Here is an 18982-nt window from a genome sequence, read left to right as displayed (position 1 = left end):
GCCCTGGCGGGGAGCCGAGCGGTGCGGAGCAAGAGAGGAGCAGGAAAGGTGAGCAGGTCTCGCATTCTAGGTACTGACAAGTAACGCAACAAGACTCGTGACACCGCCGGGAACCGACGGACCGACACGTTCACGGCACAACGAAGAGCCGCCGCCCCGCGCCCCAGGAGGGAGGCGCGGAACGGCGGCTCGCACCGGCCGAACCGGGTGCGGGCTCAGCCCACGTTGGCGCACTTGTTGCCGAACGCCGGGTTCAGCAGGCCGATGATGTCGATGGTGTTGCCGCACAGGTTGACCGGAACGTGCACCGGGACCTGGATCTGGTTGCCGGAGACGACACCGGGGGAACCGGCGGCGACGCCCTGGGCGCCGGAGCTGGCCATCGCGGAACCGGCGCCGGCGGCCACGATGCCCACCACGGCCGCGCCGACGGCGGCGGTCTTCTTGATGCTCATACGAGCCTCCTGACTGTTCGACAGATATGCACGGGGAGTGCGACATCTAGAACGAGACCCCACCGGACCGGTTGCGACGGTCCCGGCACTGTCACCCATCCGGCGCAACGGCGCCGCGGACCGGGCATTCGGGTGATCGGAGGGTCGGACCGTTTCCCCCCGCGCGGTGCCTCGTTCTCCCTCACGGAACCCGGTCTCCACCGGCCCCCGCGCGGCGGGCCTCCCAGAACCCGGCGTCCGGCAACCCGTGCCGGAACGCCCGACCGGAATTCCACCTGGTCGCGCCTTTGTCCGAAGCCTTTCCCGGCCGTGCGGGAATCGTTTCGGGAGGCACCGCGACCCGGCAGCCACGGCCACGCCCGAGCCATGGGCGGAACACGCCGATATGCGCCGACCGAGTGACAATCACGGCAATCCCTGAAGCCTTCGGGTGAGTATTCGCGCTCGCCCGACTCCCGACATTCCCATTCCGTCGGGCAGAAATCGGAGGAATGACATGCGCAACTTCAAGAAGGCCGCCGTCCTGTCCCTGGCCGCCAGCGGCCTGGTGCTCGGTGCCGCCGGCGGTGCGGTCGCCAGCTCGGGCGCCGAGGGCGTCGCCGCCGGTTCCCCCGGCGTGCTCTCCGGCAACCAGATCCAGATCCCGCTGCACATCCCGATCAACCTGTGCGGCAACAGCATCGACATCATCGGCCTGCTGAACCCGGCCTTCGGCAACCAGTGCGCCAACATCGGCTGAACCCGCGGTCGCCGCACCGGCGACAGCCGATTCACCGAGCCCGTGCCGCGCCCCGCAGCGCCGGGGCGCGGCACGCTCCACCCGTGTGTGATCGAGGAGATCAACCCCCCATGCAGAACATGAAGAAGGCCGCCGTCCTCTCCGCCGCCGCTGCCGGCCTGGTGCTGGGCGCGGCGGGCTCCGCCGCCGCCAGCGCGGGCGCCGAGGGCGCGGCCGTCGGTTCCCCCGGTGTCATCTCCGGCAACCAGATCCAGGTCCCGGTGCACGTTCCGGTCAACCTGTGCGGCAACTCCATCAACGTGGTCGGCCTGCTGAACCCGGCCTTCGGCAACGCCTGCGCCAACGTGGAGCTGCCCCCGCCGCCCGCGGACGACTGCTGATCCCCGATCGGCACGTGTTCCGGCCGTCCTGCCCCCCGACCAGTCGGCCGGGGGGCAGTTCGGCGTCCCCGGACAGCCGTCCGGGATCCCCGATCCACCGAAGGGTGATCACGATGGTTTCGAAGAAGAACGCGGCCGGACTGGCCGCCGCCGTGGGTGCCGCGGTGCTGCTCGGCGCCGGTTCGGCGCAGGCCGCCACCGCCCCGGGCGAGGCCCCGGCCGGCCCGGCCACGCTGACCAAGACCGACCTCGGCCAGGCGCTGGGCGGGACCACCACCGGCCTCGGCTACGGCATCGCGCCGATCAAGAGCCTGCGGCTGGACCCGTGGGCGAACTCCTCGGCCGACTTCCTCAACAACGGCGCGGCCCTCCAGCCCGACCAGGGCCTGCCCGCCGTCGGCACCGGGACGCTGACCGGCCCGCTGAGCGCCGGCGGCGGCGTCAAGGACCTCCCGCTGGTCGGCGGGCTGACCGGCCTCCTGCCGGGCTGAGCCCCCGGGCTCTCGTCCCGGGCTCTCGTCCCGGGCGCGGCGCCCGGGTCGGAGCCGGGTCAGAGCTGGGTCAGGCCCGCCAGCCCGGTCGTCTGCACCACGCCGGTGGCGGTCCCGGTGGTGGTCCCGGCCAGGGCGGCCGCCGTGTCGGTGACGGAGAGCCGGCTGTCCTCGCCCCCGAGGCTGGCCTTGGCCCCGGGGACCACCTGCACCGCGCCGGAGATCAGGCGCGGGTCGATCTCGTCCACCTTCAGCCGGCCGTCGGCGAGCTGGCCGGCGCCGTCCTGGGCGAGCGAGAGCGGTTCGCCGAGGGTGAGCCCCGGGGTCTTGGCGTGCAGCGGCGCGGCCGGGGCGTCCAGCAGCACCTTGCCGAGGTCGGCGCCCTGGTCGACCAGCGGGAGCGGCAGATCGGCCTTGGCGCTCGGGCCGACCTTGCCGGTGGTCAGCTGGGGAAGGATCTGCTCCGGGAGCAGCGCGCCGCCGCCGCCGGTGGTCCGGCCGGGCGCCGGCGGCATCACCAGCGAGGTCGGGATGCCGGCCGTGAGCCGGCTGCCCAGCGGGGCGAGCGGGATGTCCGCCGGGACCTGCTGGGTGGCCAGCGCGTCCTCCAGCGCGCCGACCTGGTCGGGGCCGATCGGGGTGGCGGCGCCGGCCGCACCTTGGGAGGCGAGCACACCGGCACCGACCGCCAGCAGCATCGCGCCGGCCCGCTGGGAGAACTTCATGCTTTTCACCGTTCTGCTGTCCGTACTGGGGATCACTGGGAAGGGCTGCGGGGCCGCAACCGGAAAGCGATCTGCTCAACGAGTGACCGGGAGTGCGGATTGCGGCCGTTAACCGGTTCGGAGTAATAATCCGATCGGATTCCCCCCGCCGTCGCGCCTCCGGGACTCTTTTCAAAAATCCCCGTAACCTTCCGTGCCGTCGTTCTTTGATCTGGACGTCAGTGACTGCAGACCGGGTCTGAGCGTTCTCAGCGTTGTACGCACGGAATCCAAAGAGCATTTCAGAGAGGGATCTCGCCATGATCCAGAAGTCCTTCGCCGCCGCCGGCCTGGCCGTCGCCGCGCTGGCCGGTGCCGCCGCGCCCGCCTCCGCCATCGGTGACGCGGACGGCGCCGCCGCCTCCATCGAAGGCAACGGCGGTACCAACTTCACGGGCACGGTCGGGAACAACAGCCCGAACTTCCACTTCCTGGACAACCCGAACATCTGCCTGCCGGAGATCCACAACATCGCGGTCGGCGTGCTCGGCGTGGCCGTCCCGGTCGAGGTCCCGATCGCCAACAACGGCGGCAGGCAGTACTGCACCGTCGGCCAGGGAACCCAGAGCCAGGGCGACGGCGGCGTGTCCCACCTGATCGGCTGATCGGTCGCCGCTCCGTTCTCCCTGCACCACCCTCACGATCCACCTACGAATCGCTCCCCGATTCACCCCGAGAGGAAAACCAGAGATGATCAAGAAGTCCCTCGCCGCCGCCGGCCTGGCCGCCGCCGCCTTCGCGATGTCCGCCGGCTCGGCCTCCGCCATCGTCGACTCGGACGGCGCCGCCACCTCCGTCCAGGGCAACGGCGGCACCAACCACACCGGCACCGCCGGCAACGGCAGCCCGAACAGCCACGTTCTGGACAACCCGAACATCTGCCTGCCGGAGATCCACAACGTCGCCGTCGCCGTCATCGGCATCGCGGTTCCGGTCGAGGTCCCGGTCCTGAACAACCAGCCGAAGCAGATCTGCAACGTCGGCCAGAACACCCAGTCCACGGGCGACGCGGGTGTCTCGCACCTGATCGGCTGATCAAGGGGCACAGCACGGTCGGAGGGCCCGGGGAGGAACACCTCCCCGGGCCCTCCGGGCTGTGCGGGCGAAGTGTCCGGCCGGCCGCGCCGCAGCGCGGTCCGGACGGGTGAGCGGCGGGCCGGTCCGGCGCGTGGATCGCCGATCAGGACCGCCGGTTGTGATCACGTGTCAGAGCGCCCGCGGGGCGCTCCCAGAGAGAGGGCAGTTCCATGAAGAGCAAGCTGGCCAAGGCCGCCCTGACCGCCGCCGCCGCACTGGCGCTCGCGGGTGCCGCCACCCCGGCCTTCGCCCACGTCGGCCTGGCCGGCGGCGGCGAGTTCGTCGCCTCCGCCGACCAGCCGTTCGTGGCCGGCGGGGGCTTCGGCGTCGCCCACGCCGGTGACGTCGTCGCCGGAGGCTTCGGCGGCGGTGCCGCCACCTCCACCGACGTGATCGGCGGCGGCGCGGGCTTCGCGCACGCCGGCGACGTGGGCATCTGAGTCCACGGCCCGACAGAAACCCGGAAGGCCGGGTCGCTCCCCCACGGGAGCGGCCCGGCCTTCCGCCGTACGGGGTCCGCTACTTGAGCATCGCGGCGGCTTCGAGGGCCCAGTAGGTGAGGATCTGCTCGGCGCCCGCGCGGCGGATCGAGGTGAGCGTCTCCATGATCATCCGCTCCCGGTCGATCCAGCCGTTCGCGGCGGCCGCCTCGACCATCGCGTACTCGCCGGACACCTGGTACGCGGAGACCGGCACCGGGGAGGCGTCGGCGACCTGGCGCAGGATGTCCAGGTAGGCCATGGCCGGCTTGACCATCACCATGTCCGCGCCCTCGGCGAGGTCCTGCGCCAGCTCGCGCAGCGACTCGCGGGCGTTGGCCGGGTCCTGCTGGTAGGTCTTGCGGTCGCCCTTGAGCGAGGAGCCGACGGCCTCGCGGAACGGGCCGTAGAAGGCCGAGGCGTACTTGGCGGTGTAGGCGAGGATGCCCACGTCCTGGTGCCCGGCCTCGTCCAGCGCCCGCCGGATCACGGCGATCTGGCCGTCCATCATGCCGGACGGGCCGACCAGGTGGACGCCGGCGTCGGCCTGCACCCGGGCCATCTCGGCGTAGCGCTCCAGGGTGGCGTCGTTGTCGACGCTGCCGTCCGCGGCCAGCACACCGCAGTGGCCGTGGTCCGTGTACTCGTCCAGGCAGAGGTCCGACATGACCACCAGGGAGTCGCCGACCTCGGAGACCACGTCCCGGATCGCCTGCTGGAGGATGCCCTCCGGGTTGGTGCCCTCGCTGCCGATCGCGTCCTGCACCTGCGGGACGCCGAACAGCATGAGGCCGCCCAGGCCCGCCTCGGCCGCCTCCACCGCGGCCTTGCGCAGGGTGTCCCGGGTGTGCTGGACCACGCCCGGCATCGAACTCACCGGGACGGGCTCGCTGACGCCCTCACGGACGAACAGCGGCAGGATCAGCTCCGCCGGGTGCAGCCGGGTCTCGGCCACCAGGCGGCGCATCGCCGGGCTCCGGCGCAGTCGGCGCGGGCGTACGTACGGGAATTCAGCGGACACGGCTTCTCTCTCCGAACGGTTGTGCAGTGCCGGGGGCGACGGTCGGCCGCCCCCGGCCATGAGGGGTGTCAGCGGGCCTTGCGGCGCGAGCCGGGACGACGCTCGCTGGGCCGGTAGACCGGCTCACCGGCGGCCGTCGCGGTGTCGCGGCGCTTGGCCCCGAAGTCTGCCAGCGCCTGGGCCAGCGCGGCCGCCGACGGCGCCGGGGCCATCACGTCGACCCGCAGGCCGTGCTCCTCGGCGGTCTTGGCGGTGGCCGGGCCGATGCAGGCGATGACGGTCACGTTGTGCGGCTTGCCCGCGATGCCGACCAGGTTCCGGACGGTCGAGGACGAGGTGAACAGCACCGCGTCGAAACCGCCGCCCTTGATCGCCTCACGGGTCTCGGCCGGCGGCGGCGAGGCGCGCACCGTCCGGTACGCCGTCACGTCGTCGACCTCCCAGCCGAGCTCGACCAGGCCGGCCACCAGGGTCTCGGTGGCGATGTCGGCGCGCGGCAGCAGCACCCGGTCGATCGGGTCGAAGACCGGGTCGTACGGCGGCCAGTCCTCCAGCAGGCCGGCCGCGGACTGCTCGCCGGAGGGCACCAGGTCCGGCTTCACGCCGAAGTCCACCAGGGCCTGCGCGGTGGTCTCGCCGACCGCCGCGACCTTGATCCCGGCGAACGCGCGGGCGTCCAGGCCGTACTCCTCGAACTTCTCCCGGACGGCGCGCACCGCGTTCACCGAGGTGAAGGCGATCCACTCGTAGCGACCGGTGACCAGGCCCTTGATGGCCCGCTCCATCTGCTGCGGGGTGCGCGGCGGCTCGACCGCGATGGTCGGCACCTCCTGCGGCACCGCGCCGTACGAGCGCAGCTGCTCGGACAGGCCGGTGGCCTGCTCCTTGGTGCGCGGCACGAGGACGTTCCAGCCGAACAGCGGCTTGGTCTCGAACCACGAGTGCGAGGCCCGGTGGGCGACCTGCTCGCCCACCACGGCTATCACCGAGGTGGCCGGGTCGACCGGGGCGGAGACCGGCGAGGGCAGCACCCGGGCGGCCTTCAGGTCGGCCGCGATGCCGGACAGGGTGGAGGTGAAGGTCCGCTGGCGGGTGGTGGTGCCGGAGAGCGTGGCGCTCAGCGCCGACTCCGGCTTGCGGCCGCACGCGACCAGCGCGGTGGCGGTGGCGGGCAGCTGGCCCAGGGTGGTGCGGACCACCAGGGTGGTCTCCGGCGCGCCCAGGTCCACCGGGCTGCCGGCCAGCAGCGCGGCGCCGTCCACGAAACGCACGTCGGTGCCGGACCCGCCGCGCAGCGGGACGCCCGCGTACGCCGGGACGCCGACCGACTGGGCGACGCCCGGGATCACCTCGAACGGGATCCCGTCGCCCGCGCAGCTGAGCATCTCCTCGGCGGCGCAGCCGTCCAGGCCGGGGTCGCCGTCGACGGTGCGGACCACGTGCTTGCCGGAGCGGACGGCCTCGGCGACCAGCTTGGCCAGGTCGAAGTCGGTGCCCTCGGCGGCGGGGGCGTGCACCTGCACGCCGGCCGGACAGTGGCTGCGCACGGCGGCGGCGGTCAGCGGGTCGGCGACCAGCACGTCGGCGGTGGACAGCACCTCGACCGCGCGCAGGGTCAGCAGGCCCGGGTCCCCGGGGCCCGCGCCCAGGAAGGTGCACCGTCCGGTGGCGGGCTGTCCCACCGGGAACAGGGCATCGGTGGCGGTGGTGGGGCTCATCGGGCTCGCTCCCCCATCAGGGCGGCCGCGCCCGCGGCGAGCAGCCGGTCAGCCAGCGCGCGGCCGAGGGCCACCGCCTGCTGCTCGGCGGTCTCGTCGAGGACGATCGGACCGTTGGCGGACATCTTCAGCAGGGCGGTTCCGTCGGGGTCGCCGACCACGCCGTCCAGCCGCAGTTCGTTCTCCCGGCCCCAGGTGGCCAGCGCGGCCACCGGCGCAGAGCAGCCGGCCTCCAGGGTGGCCAGCAGGGCGCGCTCGGCGGCCACGGCGACCCGGGTGGGGGCGTGGTCCAGCGCCGCGAGCGCGGCGGTCAGCCCGGTGTCGGCGGTGGCGCACTCGATCGCGAGCGCGCCCTGGCCGGGGGCGGGGACCATCACCTCGGTGTCGAGGTGCTGGGATATCTCGGCGCTGCGGCCGAGCCGGTTCAGGCCGGCCGTCGCCAGCACCACCGCGTCCAGCTCGCCGCTGGTCACGAAGCCGATCCGGGTGTCCACGTTGCCGCGGATCGCGACGGTCTCCAGCTGCGCGCCGCGGGCGTTGGCCCAGGCGTTCAGCTGCGCCATCCGGCGGGGCGAGCCGGTGCCGATCCGGGCCGGGCGGCCGGCGCCGGCCAGCTTCTCCACCAGCTCCTCCAGGGCCAGGCCCTCGGTCGCGACCAGGGCGTCCCGGACGTCCTCGCGCTCGGGGACGGCGGCCAGCGCCAGCCCCCGGGGGGCGGCGGTGGGCAGGTCCTTGAGCGAGTGCACGGCGAAGTCGATCCGGCCCTCCAGCAGCGCGTCGCGCAGCGCGGAGACGAACACCCCGGTGCCGCCGATCTGCGCCAGCGACTCCCGGGAGGTGTCGCCGTAGGTGGTGATCTCGACCAGCTCGACGGCGCGCCCGGTGACCCTGGTCACCTCGCGGGCCACCATGCCCGACTGCGCCATGGCGAGGGCGCTGCGCCGGGTGCCGAGCCGCAGGGCCGCGGTGGCCGAGGGCTGCTCCGTGATCGGTTGACCATTCATGAGGTGATCGTCCCGGTGGTACTCGTGGGATGGCTGACGGTTCATCTGGTGCCCCCGGCCGAGGGCTGGGGCGCCCCGCCGACGGGCGTGCCCGACACGGCGTGCACGGCCGCCGGGTCGAGGTCGAACAGTTCGCGCAGCGCCTCCGCGTAGGAGGCGCCGCCCGGCTCGGCGGCCAGCTGCTTCACCCGGACGGTCGGGGCGTGCAGCAGCTTGTCGACGACGCGGCGGACGGTCTGGGTGATCTCGGCGCGCGAGCGCTCGTCCAGGTCGGGCAGCCGGGAGTCCAGCCGGCCGAGCTCGGCGGCGACCACGTCGGAGGCCATCGAGCGCAGCGCGACCACGGTCGGCGCGATCCGGGCGGCCCGCTGGGCGGCGCCGAAGGCGGTCACCTCGTCGGAGACGATCCGGGTGACCTGGTCGACGTCGCCGGCGCCGGGGCTGGCGGCGTGCGCGTGGGAGAGGCTCTCCAGGTCGACCAGCAGGGCGCCGGGCAGCTCGTGCACGGTGTGGTCGACGTCTCGCGGCATGGCCAGGTCGAGCAGGGCGAGCGGCTCGGACGCCCCGTGGCGGAGCCCCTGGGCGTCCCGCCGGGAGGCGACCGCGGCGGCCACGTCCTCGGCCTTGATCACCACACCGGCCGCGCCGGTGCAGGAGATCACCAGGTCCACCTCGGCGAGCGCCTCCGGCACCTTGGCCAGGTCCAGGACCGAGGCCACGTCCGGGCCGAGGATCTCGACCAGCCGCTCGGCGCGGGCCGGGGTCCGGTTGGCGATCAGCAGCTCGGTCACGCCGGAGCGGACCAGGGTGGCGGCGGCCAGCGAGCTCATCGAGCCGGCGCCGACCACCAGCGCGCGCTTGCCGGCGATCTCGCCCGCGCCCGCCGCGACCTGCTCCAGGCCGAAGGTGACCAGCGACTGGCCGGCCTTGTCGATGCCGGTCTCGCTGTGCGCGCGCTTGCCGACCCGCAGGGCCTGCTGGAACAGCTCGTTCAGGCCGCGCCCGGCGGTGTGCTCCTCCTGGGCCTTGGCCAGCGCGTCGCGCAGCTGGCCGAGGATCTGGCCCTCGCCGACGACCATCGAGTCCAGGCCGCAGGCCACCGAGAAGAGGTGGTGGACGGCGCGGTCCTCGTAGTGGACGTACAGGTGGGAGGTCAGCTCCTCCAGGTCCACCCCGCTGTGGTGGGCCAGCAGCAGCGACAGCTCGGCGACGCCGGCGTGGAACTTGTCCACGTCCGCGTACAGCTCGATCCGGTTGCAGGTGTTCAGCAGCGCGGCCTCGCCGACCGTCGCGGTGGCGGCCGCGTCGTGCAGCAGCCGGGTCGGTACGTCACCCGTCAGCGCGGCGCGTTCCAGCACCCCGACCGGGGCGGTGCGATGGCTCAGCCCTACGACGAGAAGGCTCATGCCCGCCCCCCACAGCTCTCGGTGTTCATGCGGGCATCACCGCGGAGAGATCCCCGTCGCCGCCCTTGGCGGACTTTCCCTTGGCCTGCTCGGCCTGGTCCTTGGCCGCCGACTCGACGGTGCCCCGGGGCTTGCCGCTGCCGCCGGCCGCGCGGCGCAGCTTGGCGGCGGCCGCCCGGACCGGACCGGGGGCGCGGTCCAGCACCGACTCGGCACGGTCGTCCGGCTCCTCGCCGGCCTTGCGCTGCTCGTGGAAGGCGAGGATCTGGAGCTCGATGGAGAGGTCCACCTTGCGCACGTCCACGCCGTCCGGGACGGTCAGCACGGTCGGGGCGAAGTTCAGGATGCTGGTGACGCCGGCCTCCACCAGCCGGTCGCACACCTGCTGGGCGGCGCCGGGCGGGGTGGTGATCACGCCGATGGAGACGTGCTGGCTCTCGACGATCGACTCCAGCTCGTCCATGTGCCGCACCGGCAGTCCGGCCGCGGTGGAACCGACCACGTTGGGGTCGGCGTCCAACAGGGCGGCCACCCGGAAGCCGCGGGAGGCGAACCCGCCGTAGTTGGCGAGCGCGTGGCCGAGGTTCCCGATGCCGACGATGACGACCGGCCAGTCCTGGGTCAGGCCGAGCTCGCGGGAGATCTGGTAGACGAGGTACTCGACGTCGTAGCCGACGCCGCGGGTGCCGTAGGAGCCGAGGTAGGAGAAGTCCTTGCGCAGCTTGGCCGAGTTCACGCCGGCCGCGGCGGCCAGCTCCTCGGAGGAGACGGTCGGCACCGAGCGCTCGGAGAGCGCGGTGAGGGCCCGCAGATAGAGGGGCAGGCGGGCGACTGTCGCCTCCGGGATGCCCCGGGCACGCGACGGTCGGCGCGCGGCGCCCTGGTCGGGCGTCTGCGAACTGCTCTGTGGTGATCGGCCGATTGCCACGGTGCTCCTGTGGGTGAAGCTGGGCTTTGGCAGCCAGGCTATGCGTTTGTGAACGTGTGCACAAAGATGGTGTCCGTTTTGTCCCTACACAGTGATGCGCATCACGCCATCGACCGCATAGCACCGGCCCGGGTCAGCACGACCTCCGGGGCTCGCGAACCGGGCAGCCAGGGGCCGTACGGGGCCTCCCTGCGCAGCAGCGGGACGCCGGCGCCGGACGAGTGGGAACGGGCCCGCCCCAGCCGGGGCCAGGGCACCTCGGCAGCCTCGCGCAGCGGGCCGGTCCAGTCGCCCGGCGGGCAGGACGGGGCACCCAGGCAGTGCCGCAGCAGCTCGGCGGTCACCCGGGCGTCGCCCAGCGCGGTGTGCGCCGGATACCAGCCGAGGTCCGCCGCCTCCGCGCAGGCCGCCAGGCCCTGGCCGCGGGCCTGCGGCAGGTGCGCGCGGGCCAGCAGCATCGTGCACAGCAGCGGCACGGGCGGCAGCGGCACCCCGATCCGGGCGAACTCGCGATCCAGGAAGGCGTGGTCGCAGCTGACGTGGTGACCCACCAGCACCCGGCCGGCCAGCAGCTCCAGCAGCCGCGGGGCGATCTCCCGGAAGCGCGGGGCGCCCTCCACGTCGCACTGGCGTATCCGGTGCACATGGGTCGGACCGACCGGGCCCAGCGGATCCAGCAGGGTGGCGAACTCGCCCTCGGGACGCAGCCGCTCGTCGAGCAGCACCACGGCCACCTCGACCACCCGGTGCCGCCACGGGCTGCGGCCGGTCGCCTCCACGTCCACCACGGCGAAGCCCCGGGGGACCGTCCGGGGCTCCGGGGCTCCGGACACCCCGGGGGCAGGACCGGGAAGCATGGCGCACTCCTCGTGTGCTCGGCCCCCCACAGGCGCAAACGCGTTCGATCGTAAGCCGACCAACCCGCCCCGCCCCACGCCGGAACGGCGTGTCTTTGGCAACGATTCGGCGAACCTCCCCCGCCGATCGGCGGGGGGTCGGTACACGGACGAACGCCCGGTCAGGCCCCGCTCAGCCGCCGAGGGCAGTGCGCAGACGGCGCTCGTCGACCCGCCAGAAGTCGTGCTGGCGACCGTCGATCAGGGTGACCGGAATCTGCTCCCAGTAGCGGCGGTACAGCTCCTCGTCCTGGGTGATGTCCCGCTCCTCGAAGGACGCCCCCAGCTCGCCCGTCACCCGGAGGATCACCTCGCGGGCCTCGTCGCACAGGTGGCAGCCCGGCTTGCCGACCAGGGTCACGGTCCGGTCCGCGGGTTCGGGGTTCTTACGTCGCAGCAGTGGGCTCACCACCCCATTCTCCGCCATGGCACCCGCCCGCCCGGGGGCGCCCGGCACCCGGTGGAGCTGTTCACCTCGCGGGCACGGCTCCGTCACGGTCGCCGCGCGCCCGGCTGGCTATCCTCGGTGACATGGCCGTGCTCAGAAGGCTCACCCAGGCAAGGCGTTCCAGCAGCGAGCGGAGCGCCCTGGCCGGCGAAGCCGCGGCCGAGGCGGCCGAGGCCGCGCTGCGGGCCGAGCCCGGGCCGGACGGCACCGCAGGGCCGGACGACACCACCGGAACGGACGGCAGTACCGGAACGGACGGCAGTACCGGAACGGACGGCAGTACCGGAACGGACGGCAGTACCGGAACGGACGCGCCGGCCGCGGCGAAGCCCGGCAAAACCCCCAAGGCCCCCAAGGCCTCGACCGAGAACCACACCCCGGACCCGGACGACCCCCGCGCCGCCGCCTTCTTCGACTGCGACAACACCATCCTGCGCGGCGCCGCGATCTTCTACCTCGGCGTCGGCCTCTACCGCCGCGGCTTCCTCACCCGCCGCGACATCGCCCGCTTCGCCTGGCAGCAGGCCTGGTTCCGGCTGCACGGCACCGAGGACCCGGACCACATCTCCGACGCCAAGCAGTCCGCCCTCGGCATCGTGGCCGGCAAGCCCACCGCCGACCTGGAGGCGATCTGCGAGGAGATCTTCGAGGAGGTCGTGGCGGACAAGATCTGGCCCGGCACCCGCGCCCTGGTCCAGATGCACCTGGACGCCGGCCAGCGGGTCTGGCTGGTCACCGCCGCCCCGCTGGAGGTGGCCAGGATCATCGCCCGGCGGCTCGGCATGACCGGCGCGCTGGGCACCGTCGCCGAGGCCCGGGACGGCCTGTACACCGGCCGGCTGGTCGGCGACCTGCTGCACGGCCCGGCCAAGGCCGCCGCCGTCCGTGCGCTGGCCCGGCGCGAACGCCTCGACCTCGACCGCTGCGCCGCCTACAGCGACTCGGCCAACGACATCCCGATGCTCTCGCTGGTCGGCCACCCGTACGTGGTGAACCCGGACGGCGCGCTGCGGCGCCACGCCCGGACCCAGGGCTGGCGGGTGCGGGACTTCCGGACCGGGCGCAAGGCGGCCCGGGTGGGGCTGCCGGCCGCGGCCGCGCTCGGGGTGCTGGCCGGCGCGACGGCGGCCGGGGTGGCGCTGAACCGGCGCAGGCGCCGCTCCTGAACCTCCCGCGCCGGGGGCCGCGCGGGCTCCCGAAGGCCGCCGGGGGCGCGCCCGAGGGCCGCCCCAAGACGGTCGGGAGGTCGCCGGCGGGTCGTCCGCGGGTCGTCGGGACGCCGTCCGGACGGGCTCGCCCCGGCGGGTGAGCAGGCGTCAACAAGGCCTCTGACCTGGCCCCTCTTACGGGCGAACTCCCCTGCACCACAGGGTGGTCCGAGTCACCTGCACGAACCTGTCGCCCGGTGACCGGTTCTGATCGTTCGCCAGGCCGGGAAAGTCAGGGGTTGCCGAGCCCCAAGGCTGGGAAACCGCCCCCCAGGCCGCCGAATTGGTCACCCTGAGCGCCTGTTCGATCACGTTGAGCCGGATGAACGATGACAGCTCCGGTCAGTGTCAGCCGAATATGCACAACAAATGGATCCCAAACGACCACTTCGACCACACGGTGTAGCTGTCATTGCACAAAGCGTTATTCTCTCCTGGATGCACGTCACCACGCGTCCCGCTCGAACGGACGCTTCGGGGAGTGCTCTCCGCGCAGGCGGAGGTGATCCGTCCACAGTTCTGCCTCTGGGAGTCCCGTGTACCCACCCGTCCGGAACGACGCGCCTGCACCCTCCCGCCCGTCGTCCGCGCCCCTGCGCCCCCGCACCGGCCTGCGCGGTCGGCCGACCGCCGAGCGGCAGATCTCCACCGGCCTGACCCTGTTGCGCACCCTGCTCCGCAGCCAGTTCGCCGTCCTGCCCCAACTCGCGCCGGCTGGAGGATCGTTCGTCCAGCCCCAGCCCCAGCCGCCCGGCCCGGCACTGCGCACCACCGCCGCCGGCTCGGCCGGCACCGGCTCGCGCGGCCGCACCGGCAGCACCGGCACCGGCCGGGGCCGCGCCCGGACGGCGCCCAACCCCGGCTACGAGACCGAGCACAACCCGATCATGGAGCTGGTCGAGCGGGCCCAGGCCGGCGAGAGCGAGGCCTTCGGCCGGCTCTACGACCACTACGCGGACACCGTCTACCGCTACATCTACTACCGGGTCGGCAGCCGGGCCACGGCAGAGGACCTCACCAGCGAGACCTTCCTGCGCGCCCTGCGCCGGATCGGCACCTTCACCTGGCAGGGCCGGGACTTCGGCGCCTGGCTGGTCACCATCGCCCGCAACCTGGTCGCCGACCACTTCAAGTCCAGCCGCTTCCGGCTGGAGGTCACCACCGGCGAGATGCTGGACTCCAACGAGTGCGAGCGCAGCCCGGAGGAGTCGGTGCTGGAGTCGCTCTCCAACGCCGCCCTGCTGGACGCCGTGCGCCGGCTCAACCCGCAGCAGCAGGAGTGCGTCACCCTGCGCTTCCTGCAGGGGCTCTCGGTGGCCGAGACGGCCCGGATCATGGGCAAGAACGAGGGCGCCATCAAGACCCTCCAGTACCGCGCCGTCCGCACCCTGGCCCGGCTGCTCCCGCCCGACGCGCGATGAACCGTGCCGAGGACGACCCCGGTGCCATACGGCACGGCCGTCCGTCACCGTTCGCGCCCGGCCGACACGTCAGGGTGAACGGTCGGTCCGATGATCAGCCGTGCGTAACCGACCGCCCGCACCACTCGTTGGCCAACGTGCAAGCCCCCACCAGGCGTACGGTCAAGTCGAATTGCGGCCTATCACCCGATGGAGTGGCTTTGGCCAGCCAGGGCAACCGTCCGGCAGGCCAGGGTGTCGACAACGACGAAGGGAGGTGTGGCCCGTGACGGCAAACGTGCTGGAGCACCGGCGGGCGAAGGCCTTCGCCGAGGCGCTGGAGGCCCACCAGGCAGAGCAACGCGCTGCGGCCAACGCCGAATCGGACAACGCCGCCGCCACCGGCGCCGGTCCGGTCGCGATGGCCGAACTGGTCGGTCTGACCGACGCGCTGGGGGCGCTGCCCGGGCCGGTGCTGGCCCGGGAGGTCCGCACGGTCCAACGCGCCCAGCTGATGGCCGCGTTCGAGCAGGCCTTCGCCGGCGGGACGGGCACCCCGGTGCCCCGGCAGCGCCGCCACCGGGCGATCCGGACGGCGCCGCGCGGCCGCTGGAGCCGCCGGTTCGCGATCGGCGGGCTGGTCGCCGGGCTCGCCGTCGGCAGCCTGACCGGCGCCGCCGCGGCCAGCGCCCACGCCCTCCCCGGGGACACGCTGTACGGCCTCAAGCGCGGGCTGGAGGGACTCCGGCTCGACTTCGCCGGTTCCGACTCCGAGCGCGGCGAACTGCTGCTCGACAACGCGGCCACCCGACTCGGCGAGGCCAAGACCCTGGTCGGCCGCACCGGCCCGGCCGGCGGCCTCAGCCCGGCCACCGTCGAACAGGTCCGCCGCGCCCTGGACGACATGCACGCCGACGCCCTCAGGGGCCGCGAGCTGCTGCGCTCGGTCTACCGCAGCAACGGCTCGCTCGACCCGATGCGGGCGCTGGCCGGCTTCGCCCACGACGAGGACGGCCGCTGGAGCGAGCTGCAGGGCCGGCTGCCCGTCCAGCTCACCCAGCAGGCCGACCTGGTGAACCGCCTCTTCGACGACATAAGCGAGGACGTCGCGCCCCTGCGCCTGGTCCTGCCCCCCGCTCAGAGCGGTGGCGCAGCCGGCTCCGGAGCGGGCGACGGCTCCTCCCACTCCACCGACGGCTCCCCGGCCGGCTCCCCCGCGGCCGGATCCGGCACCACGGCCGGCGCCGACCGGGCCCCGGGCTCCGCCGGCAACCGCCCCGGCGCCCCCGAGCACGCCCCGGCCAACCCCGGCTCCGGCGCCTCCGGGACCGGGGGCAAGGGCGGCGTCCTGCCGGACACCCTGCCCAGCAGCGCCCCCGACGCCGTCAACGGCCTGGTCGGCGGCCTCACCAGCGGCCTCACCGGCACCAAGCCCTCGCCGAGCGCCGACGCGGCCCCGCAGCAGGCCACGCCCGGCGCCCCGAACGCGGCCCAGCCGCAGGGCGTCGAGGTGCCCCCGCTGCTCCCGGACCTGTTGCCCGGGCTGCGCATCCTGGGCGGCTGACGGCAGGGCGGTGGGGGCCCGGCGGAGTGCGATATCCGCCGGGCCCCCGCCGTACCCGGGTCCTTCCGTGGAGCCCCGGCCCAGCGGAAGGACCCGGGCCTCCTCGGCCCGACCCCCGCCGGAAGGACACCGCCGGCGGAGCACCGTCGGAAAGGCACCGTCAGAAGAACACCGAACGCCGCTGCACCAGCAGTTGGTAGAGGGTGTGCTGGATGGTCTCGCGCACCTCGTCGGCCAGGTCGAAGACCAGCATCGGGTCGTCCGCCGCCTCCGCCGGGTAGCTGTCGGTGGCGATCGGCTCGCCGAAGCGGATCGTCCACTTGGTCGGCAGCGGCAGCACCCCGAGCGGGCCCAGCCACGGGAAGGTCGGGGTGACCGGCACGTACGGCAGGCCCAGCAACCGGGCCAGGGTCTTCACGTTGCCGATCATCGGGTAGGTCTCCTCGGCCCCGACGATCGAGCAGGGCACGATCGGCACCCGCGCCCGCAGAGCCGAGGCGACGAAGCCGCCGCGGCCGAACCGCTGGAGCTTGTAGCGCTCGGAGAACGGCTTGCCGATCCCCTTGAAGCCCTCCGGCCAGACCCCGACGACCTCGCCGCGCTCCAGCAGGGCCTGGGCGTCCTCGTTGCAGGCCAGCGTGTGGCCGGCCTTGCGGGCCAGCTCGTTGACGCCGGGCAGTACGAAGACCAGGTCGGCGGCGAGCATCCGCAGGTGCCGCCGGGCGGGGTGGTGGTCGTGGATGACCACCTGGGTCATCAGGGCGTCCAGCGGGATCGTGCCGGAGTGGTTGGCGACGATCAGCGCGCCGCCCTCGGCCGGGATGTGCTCCACGCCCTGGACGTCGATCCGGAAGTACTTCTCGGCCAGCGGGCGCAGCAGCGAGAGCAGCACCTCCTCGGTGAGCTCCCGGTCGAAGCCGAACTCGTCCACCTCGTAGTCGCCGGTCACCCGGCGGCGCAGGAAGGCCAGCCGCTCGGCGGCACGGCCCTCCCAGCCCTTGCCGAACAGCCCGGTGGCGGCCGGGCCGAGCGGCCCGGACAGCACGCCGCCGACGGCCTCGGCGAGCCGGTCGGCCAGTTTCGGCCCCTCGGGCGAGGTCCAGCTGGGGGCGGACTCGATCGGGATGACCTTGGCCTCGCCCGACGCGTTCTCGGCTGCGGCACTCATCGCGGGTTCAGCTCCTCGGTCGGCGGGGGCGGTTCGGTACGGCGTCCGGTCCGGCGGCCGGCCCCGCGGGGGCGGCCCCTTCCGGGCCGAGCAGGGCCGTCAGCCGGTCGGTGACGGCGGCCAGCCGCTCGGGCGGCAGCAGCCCCGGCCCCTGCGCGGCGGCGAAGTCGGCGAAGGCCTCCGGGGTGCCGAACGCCGGGCGGTAGCCGAAGGTGTCGCGCAGCCGCGCGGTGTCCACCACCCGGCCGTGGGTGAGCAGCCGCAGCTGCTCGGGCGAGACGTCGACCAGCCGGGTCTGCCGGGCCAGTACGGCCATCCAGCTGACCGCGGGCAGCAGCAGCGGCAGGGTGGGCCGGCCCAGCCGGCGGGCGCACTGGGAGAGCAGCAGGACGCCCTCCCCCGCCACGTTGAAGGTCCCGGTGTTGACGGTGCCCGGCGCGGGCTCGTCGGCGGCCCGGCAGAGCACCGCGACGGCGTCGTCCTCATGCACGAACTGCAGCCGCGGGTCGTAGCCGAGCACGGTCGGCAGCACGGGCAGCGCGAAGTACTCGCTGAGCGGGGTGTCCGCGTCCGGGCCGACGATGTTGGCGAAGCGCAGCACCGTCACCGCGACGTCCGGGCGGCGCCGGGCGAAGCCGCGCACATAGCCCTCGACCTCCGCCGCGTCCTTGGCGAAGCCGCCGCCGGGCGGGTCCTTGGGCTGCATCCGCTCGCTGAACACCGCCGGGTCGCGGGGCGCGGATCCGTAGACGCCGGTGGTGGACTTCACCACCAGCCGGCGCACCCCGGGGGCCTTCTGGCAGGCGCCGAGCAGTTGCATGGTGCCGATCACGTTGGACTCCTTCACCGCGGAGCGGTTGGTGGAGCCCAGGCCGGTGGCGCTGACGCTGAGGTGCACCACGGTGTCCACCCGGTGCTCGGCGAGCACCCGGGAGAGCGCCGGGCGGCGCAGGTCGAGCTGGTGGAAGCGGTACGGGGCGGCCGGACCGGCCGGCTCCTCGGGCGGCAGTCGGGGCGGCTGCACGTCCACGCCGACCACCAGGTCCACGCCCGGCCGGCGGCGGACCTCGGCGACGAAGCGGGCACCGAGATGGCGCGCCACGCCGGTGACGAGTACGACCACGCCCACGGTGCTGCCCCCGTTCCCCGGCCCGAGCGGCCTGCGTGCACCGTACCGCGCCACGCTGCCGGGCCGTGAAATGACACCGCCCGCCCAGGCCACGAGGGGCTGGGCGGGCGGTGGAAGCGCTGGGCGCGCTAGGCGCGGCCGGGGGCGCTTACTTCTTGTTGCGACGCTGAACGCGGGTCCTCTTCAGAAGCTTGCGGTGCTTCTTCTTGGCCATACGCTTGCGACGCTTCTTGATGACAGAGCCCACGGAACAACCCTCGCTCACTGAGACTCTCGCCCGTGAGAGACGGAGTCCATACGACTGACGTGAGGGCCTAGCCTACCGTCCATGGTGCTAAGGCCGTAATCGTGCTCCCCGATACCGGGAAACTCGGGGGAAATCCCCGACGAACGGGTGCGGTGCCCACCGGTGTGGACCCCGCACCCGCGCGCCGCCGCTACGCGCTCTCGAGCCGCACGTAGGACTCCTTGAGGTACTCGTGCACCGCCTGCTGGGGCACCCGGAAGGACCGTCCGACCCGGATGGCCGGCAGCTCTCCGCTGTGCACCAGTCGGTACACCGTCATCTTGGACACCCGCATGACCGCGGCGACCTCCGCCACGGTCAGGAAGACGACTTCCTGAAGGGGGCGCTCGACGGAACTCATGACCATCACCCGACCCTTACCCGTGTGCAAGGCACCGGCTTCCCCTCCGGTGACTCCACC

General features: G+C 73.6%; 22 protein-coding genes. 9 read left to right on the top strand and 13 right to left on the bottom strand.

What is annotated here, in order from left to right; all coding sequences use genetic code 11:
* Positions 1-215 precede the first annotated feature (215 nt).
* A complete protein-coding gene (locus ACFVVA_RS05855; RefSeq protein ID WP_387686081.1) occupies positions 216-455 on the bottom strand; it encodes a chaplin in 240 nt (79 codons plus the stop codon).
* Positions 456-951: 496 nt separating this feature from the next.
* Here ACFVVA_RS05855 and ACFVVA_RS05850 point away from each other — a divergent pair, with 496 nt between their 5' ends.
* The 3 genes from ACFVVA_RS05850 to ACFVVA_RS05840 all read left to right on the top strand — a co-directional run bounded on the left by ACFVVA_RS05850 (position 952) and on the right by ACFVVA_RS05840 (position 2065).
* On the top strand, positions 952-1194 hold the full coding sequence (locus ACFVVA_RS05850) for a chaplin (protein ID WP_359902786.1): 243 nt from the start codon (positions 952-954) through the stop codon (positions 1192-1194).
* A 110-nt stretch (positions 1195-1304) separates the two neighbouring features.
* Entirely contained in the window at positions 1305-1574 is a 270-nt protein-coding gene (locus tag ACFVVA_RS05845; RefSeq protein WP_387686078.1) for a chaplin, read from the top strand.
* A 113-nt stretch (positions 1575-1687) separates the two neighbouring features.
* On the top strand, positions 1688-2065 hold the full coding sequence (locus tag ACFVVA_RS05840) for a hypothetical protein (protein ID WP_380351282.1): 378 nt from the start codon (positions 1688-1690) through the stop codon (positions 2063-2065).
* A gap of 59 nt (positions 2066-2124) precedes the next feature.
* Here the strand turns inward: ACFVVA_RS05840 and ACFVVA_RS05835 are convergent, their stop codons facing one another.
* A complete protein-coding gene (locus tag ACFVVA_RS05835; RefSeq protein ID WP_387686076.1) occupies positions 2125-2790 on the bottom strand; it encodes a hypothetical protein in 666 nt (221 codons plus the stop codon).
* A gap of 299 nt (positions 2791-3089) precedes the next feature.
* Between ACFVVA_RS05835 and ACFVVA_RS05830 the strand changes: the two genes are divergently transcribed.
* From ACFVVA_RS05830 to ACFVVA_RS05820, 3 genes are all read left to right on the top strand, one after another.
* Positions 3090-3434: a rodlet layer protein gene (locus tag ACFVVA_RS05830; RefSeq protein ID WP_359902775.1), complete on the top strand. Its 345-nt coding sequence runs from the start codon at positions 3090-3092 to the stop codon at positions 3432-3434.
* A gap of 85 nt (positions 3435-3519) precedes the next feature.
* Positions 3520-3864 (top strand): rodlet layer protein, encoded by a 345-nt coding sequence (locus ACFVVA_RS05825; RefSeq protein WP_359902772.1) that lies wholly within the window; start codon positions 3520-3522, stop codon positions 3862-3864.
* Between the two features lie 212 nt (positions 3865-4076).
* On the top strand, positions 4077-4346 hold the full coding sequence (locus ACFVVA_RS05820; protein WP_359902770.1) for a hypothetical protein: 270 nt from the start codon (positions 4077-4079) through the stop codon (positions 4344-4346).
* Between the two features lie 79 nt (positions 4347-4425).
* Here ACFVVA_RS05820 and hemB read toward each other — a convergent pair whose 3' ends face one another.
* The 7 genes from hemB to ACFVVA_RS05785 all read right to left on the bottom strand — a co-directional run bounded on the left by hemB (position 4426) and on the right by ACFVVA_RS05785 (position 11785).
* On the bottom strand, positions 4426-5406 hold the full coding sequence (gene hemB / locus ACFVVA_RS05815) for a porphobilinogen synthase (protein WP_387686072.1): 981 nt from the start codon (positions 5404-5406) through the stop codon (positions 4426-4428).
* Between the two features lie 68 nt (positions 5407-5474).
* On the bottom strand, positions 5475-7124 hold the full coding sequence (locus ACFVVA_RS05810) for a uroporphyrinogen-III synthase (protein ID WP_387686070.1): 1650 nt from the start codon (positions 7122-7124) through the stop codon (positions 5475-5477).
* Positions 7121-8128 (bottom strand): hydroxymethylbilane synthase, encoded by a 1008-nt coding sequence (gene hemC, locus ACFVVA_RS05805; protein WP_387686069.1) that lies wholly within the window; start codon positions 8126-8128, stop codon positions 7121-7123. The genes ACFVVA_RS05810 and hemC overlap by 4 nt, the downstream gene beginning before the upstream one ends.
* 41 nt (positions 8129-8169) lie before the next feature.
* Entirely contained in the window at positions 8170-9534 is a 1365-nt protein-coding gene (locus ACFVVA_RS05800; RefSeq protein WP_387686067.1) for a glutamyl-tRNA reductase, read from the bottom strand.
* Between the two features lie 25 nt (positions 9535-9559).
* Positions 9560-10462 (bottom strand): redox-sensing transcriptional repressor Rex, encoded by a 903-nt coding sequence (locus ACFVVA_RS05795; RefSeq protein ID WP_359902755.1) that lies wholly within the window; start codon positions 10460-10462, stop codon positions 9560-9562.
* Between the two features lie 101 nt (positions 10463-10563).
* Entirely contained in the window at positions 10564-11319 is a 756-nt protein-coding gene (locus ACFVVA_RS05790) for an exonuclease domain-containing protein (protein ID WP_387686065.1), read from the bottom strand.
* 172 nt (positions 11320-11491) lie between these two features.
* Entirely contained in the window at positions 11492-11785 is a 294-nt protein-coding gene (locus tag ACFVVA_RS05785; RefSeq protein ID WP_387686064.1) for a glutaredoxin family protein, read from the bottom strand.
* A gap of 104 nt (positions 11786-11889) precedes the next feature.
* On the opposite strand from ACFVVA_RS05785, the gene ACFVVA_RS05780 reads away from it, so the two are divergent.
* The 3 genes from ACFVVA_RS05780 (at position 11890) to ACFVVA_RS05770 (ending at position 15978) form a co-directional block, all read left to right on the top strand.
* The gene (locus ACFVVA_RS05780) at positions 11890-12972 is read left to right on the top strand and encodes an HAD family hydrolase (protein WP_387686062.1); all 1083 of its coding nucleotides are present in this window, start codon (positions 11890-11892) and stop codon (positions 12970-12972) included.
* 653 nt (positions 12973-13625) lie between these two features.
* A complete protein-coding gene (locus tag ACFVVA_RS05775) occupies positions 13626-14435 on the top strand; it encodes an ECF subfamily RNA polymerase sigma factor, BldN family (protein WP_387686365.1) in 810 nt (269 codons plus the stop codon).
* Positions 14436-14700: 265 nt separating this feature from the next.
* The gene (locus tag ACFVVA_RS05770; RefSeq protein WP_387686060.1) at positions 14701-15978 is read left to right on the top strand and encodes a DUF5667 domain-containing protein; all 1278 of its coding nucleotides are present in this window, start codon (positions 14701-14703) and stop codon (positions 15976-15978) included.
* 160 nt (positions 15979-16138) lie between these two features.
* On the opposite strand, the gene ACFVVA_RS05765 is transcribed toward ACFVVA_RS05770, so the two are convergent.
* From ACFVVA_RS05765 to ACFVVA_RS05750, 4 genes are all read right to left on the bottom strand, one after another.
* The gene (locus tag ACFVVA_RS05765) at positions 16139-17146 is read right to left on the bottom strand and encodes a lysophospholipid acyltransferase family protein (protein ID WP_387686058.1); all 1008 of its coding nucleotides are present in this window, start codon (positions 17144-17146) and stop codon (positions 16139-16141) included.
* 7 nt (positions 17147-17153) lie between these two features.
* Positions 17154-18275, bottom strand: a complete 1122-nt coding sequence (locus tag ACFVVA_RS05760) for an NAD-dependent epimerase/dehydratase family protein (RefSeq protein ID WP_387686056.1) — start codon at positions 18273-18275, stop codon at positions 17154-17156.
* A gap of 148 nt (positions 18276-18423) precedes the next feature.
* Complete coding sequence (locus ACFVVA_RS05755) at positions 18424-18522, bottom strand: 30S ribosomal protein bS22 (protein WP_003948845.1); 99 nt, start codon at positions 18520-18522, stop codon at positions 18424-18426.
* 190 nt (positions 18523-18712) lie between these two features.
* Positions 18713-18922, bottom strand: a complete 210-nt coding sequence (locus ACFVVA_RS05750) for a helix-turn-helix domain-containing protein (RefSeq protein WP_045699258.1) — start codon at positions 18920-18922, stop codon at positions 18713-18715.
* Positions 18923-18982 lie beyond the last annotated feature (60 nt).

Source organism: Kitasatospora sp. NPDC058048 (genome assembly GCF_042885555.1).
Taxonomy (GTDB): domain Bacteria; phylum Actinomycetota; class Actinomycetes; order Streptomycetales; family Streptomycetaceae; genus Kitasatospora; species Kitasatospora lactacystinica.
The sequence above is the reverse complement of the archived record's forward strand: the minus strand, read 5'-3'. Positions and strand labels throughout refer to the sequence as shown.

Coding starts and splice junctions, on each gene's coding strand:
- ACFVVA_RS05855 (WP_387686081.1), bottom strand. CDS start 455: ATGAGCATCAAGAAGACCGCCGCCGTCGGCGCGGCCGTGGTGGGCATC.
- ACFVVA_RS05850 (WP_359902786.1), top strand. CDS start 952: ATGCGCAACTTCAAGAAGGCCGCCGTCCTGTCCCTGGCCGCCAGCGGC.
- ACFVVA_RS05845 (WP_387686078.1), top strand. CDS start 1,305: ATGCAGAACATGAAGAAGGCCGCCGTCCTCTCCGCCGCCGCTGCCGGC.
- ACFVVA_RS05840 (WP_380351282.1), top strand. CDS start 1,688: ATGGTTTCGAAGAAGAACGCGGCCGGACTGGCCGCCGCCGTGGGTGCC.
- ACFVVA_RS05835 (WP_387686076.1), bottom strand. CDS start 2,790: ATGAAGTTCTCCCAGCGGGCCGGCGCGATGCTGCTGGCGGTCGGTGCC.
- ACFVVA_RS05830 (WP_359902775.1), top strand. CDS start 3,090: ATGATCCAGAAGTCCTTCGCCGCCGCCGGCCTGGCCGTCGCCGCGCTG.
- ACFVVA_RS05825 (WP_359902772.1), top strand. CDS start 3,520: ATGATCAAGAAGTCCCTCGCCGCCGCCGGCCTGGCCGCCGCCGCCTTC.
- ACFVVA_RS05820 (WP_359902770.1), top strand. CDS start 4,077: ATGAAGAGCAAGCTGGCCAAGGCCGCCCTGACCGCCGCCGCCGCACTG.
- ACFVVA_RS05810 (WP_387686070.1), bottom strand. CDS start 7,124: ATGAGCCCCACCACCGCCACCGATGCCCTGTTCCCGGTGGGACAGCCC.
- hemC (WP_387686069.1), bottom strand. CDS start 8,128: ATGAATGGTCAACCGATCACGGAGCAGCCCTCGGCCACCGCGGCCCTG.
- ACFVVA_RS05800 (WP_387686067.1), bottom strand. CDS start 9,534: ATGAGCCTTCTCGTCGTAGGGCTGAGCCATCGCACCGCCCCGGTCGGG.
- ACFVVA_RS05790 (WP_387686065.1), bottom strand. CDS start 11,319: ATGCTTCCCGGTCCTGCCCCCGGGGTGTCCGGAGCCCCGGAGCCCCGG.
- ACFVVA_RS05785 (WP_387686064.1), bottom strand. CDS start 11,785: ATGGCGGAGAATGGGGTGGTGAGCCCACTGCTGCGACGTAAGAACCCC.
- ACFVVA_RS05780 (WP_387686062.1), top strand. CDS start 11,890: ATGGCCGTGCTCAGAAGGCTCACCCAGGCAAGGCGTTCCAGCAGCGAG.
- ACFVVA_RS05765 (WP_387686058.1), bottom strand. CDS start 17,146: ATGAGTGCCGCAGCCGAGAACGCGTCGGGCGAGGCCAAGGTCATCCCG.
- ACFVVA_RS05750 (WP_045699258.1), bottom strand. CDS start 18,922: ATGAGTTCCGTCGAGCGCCCCCTTCAGGAAGTCGTCTTCCTGACCGTG.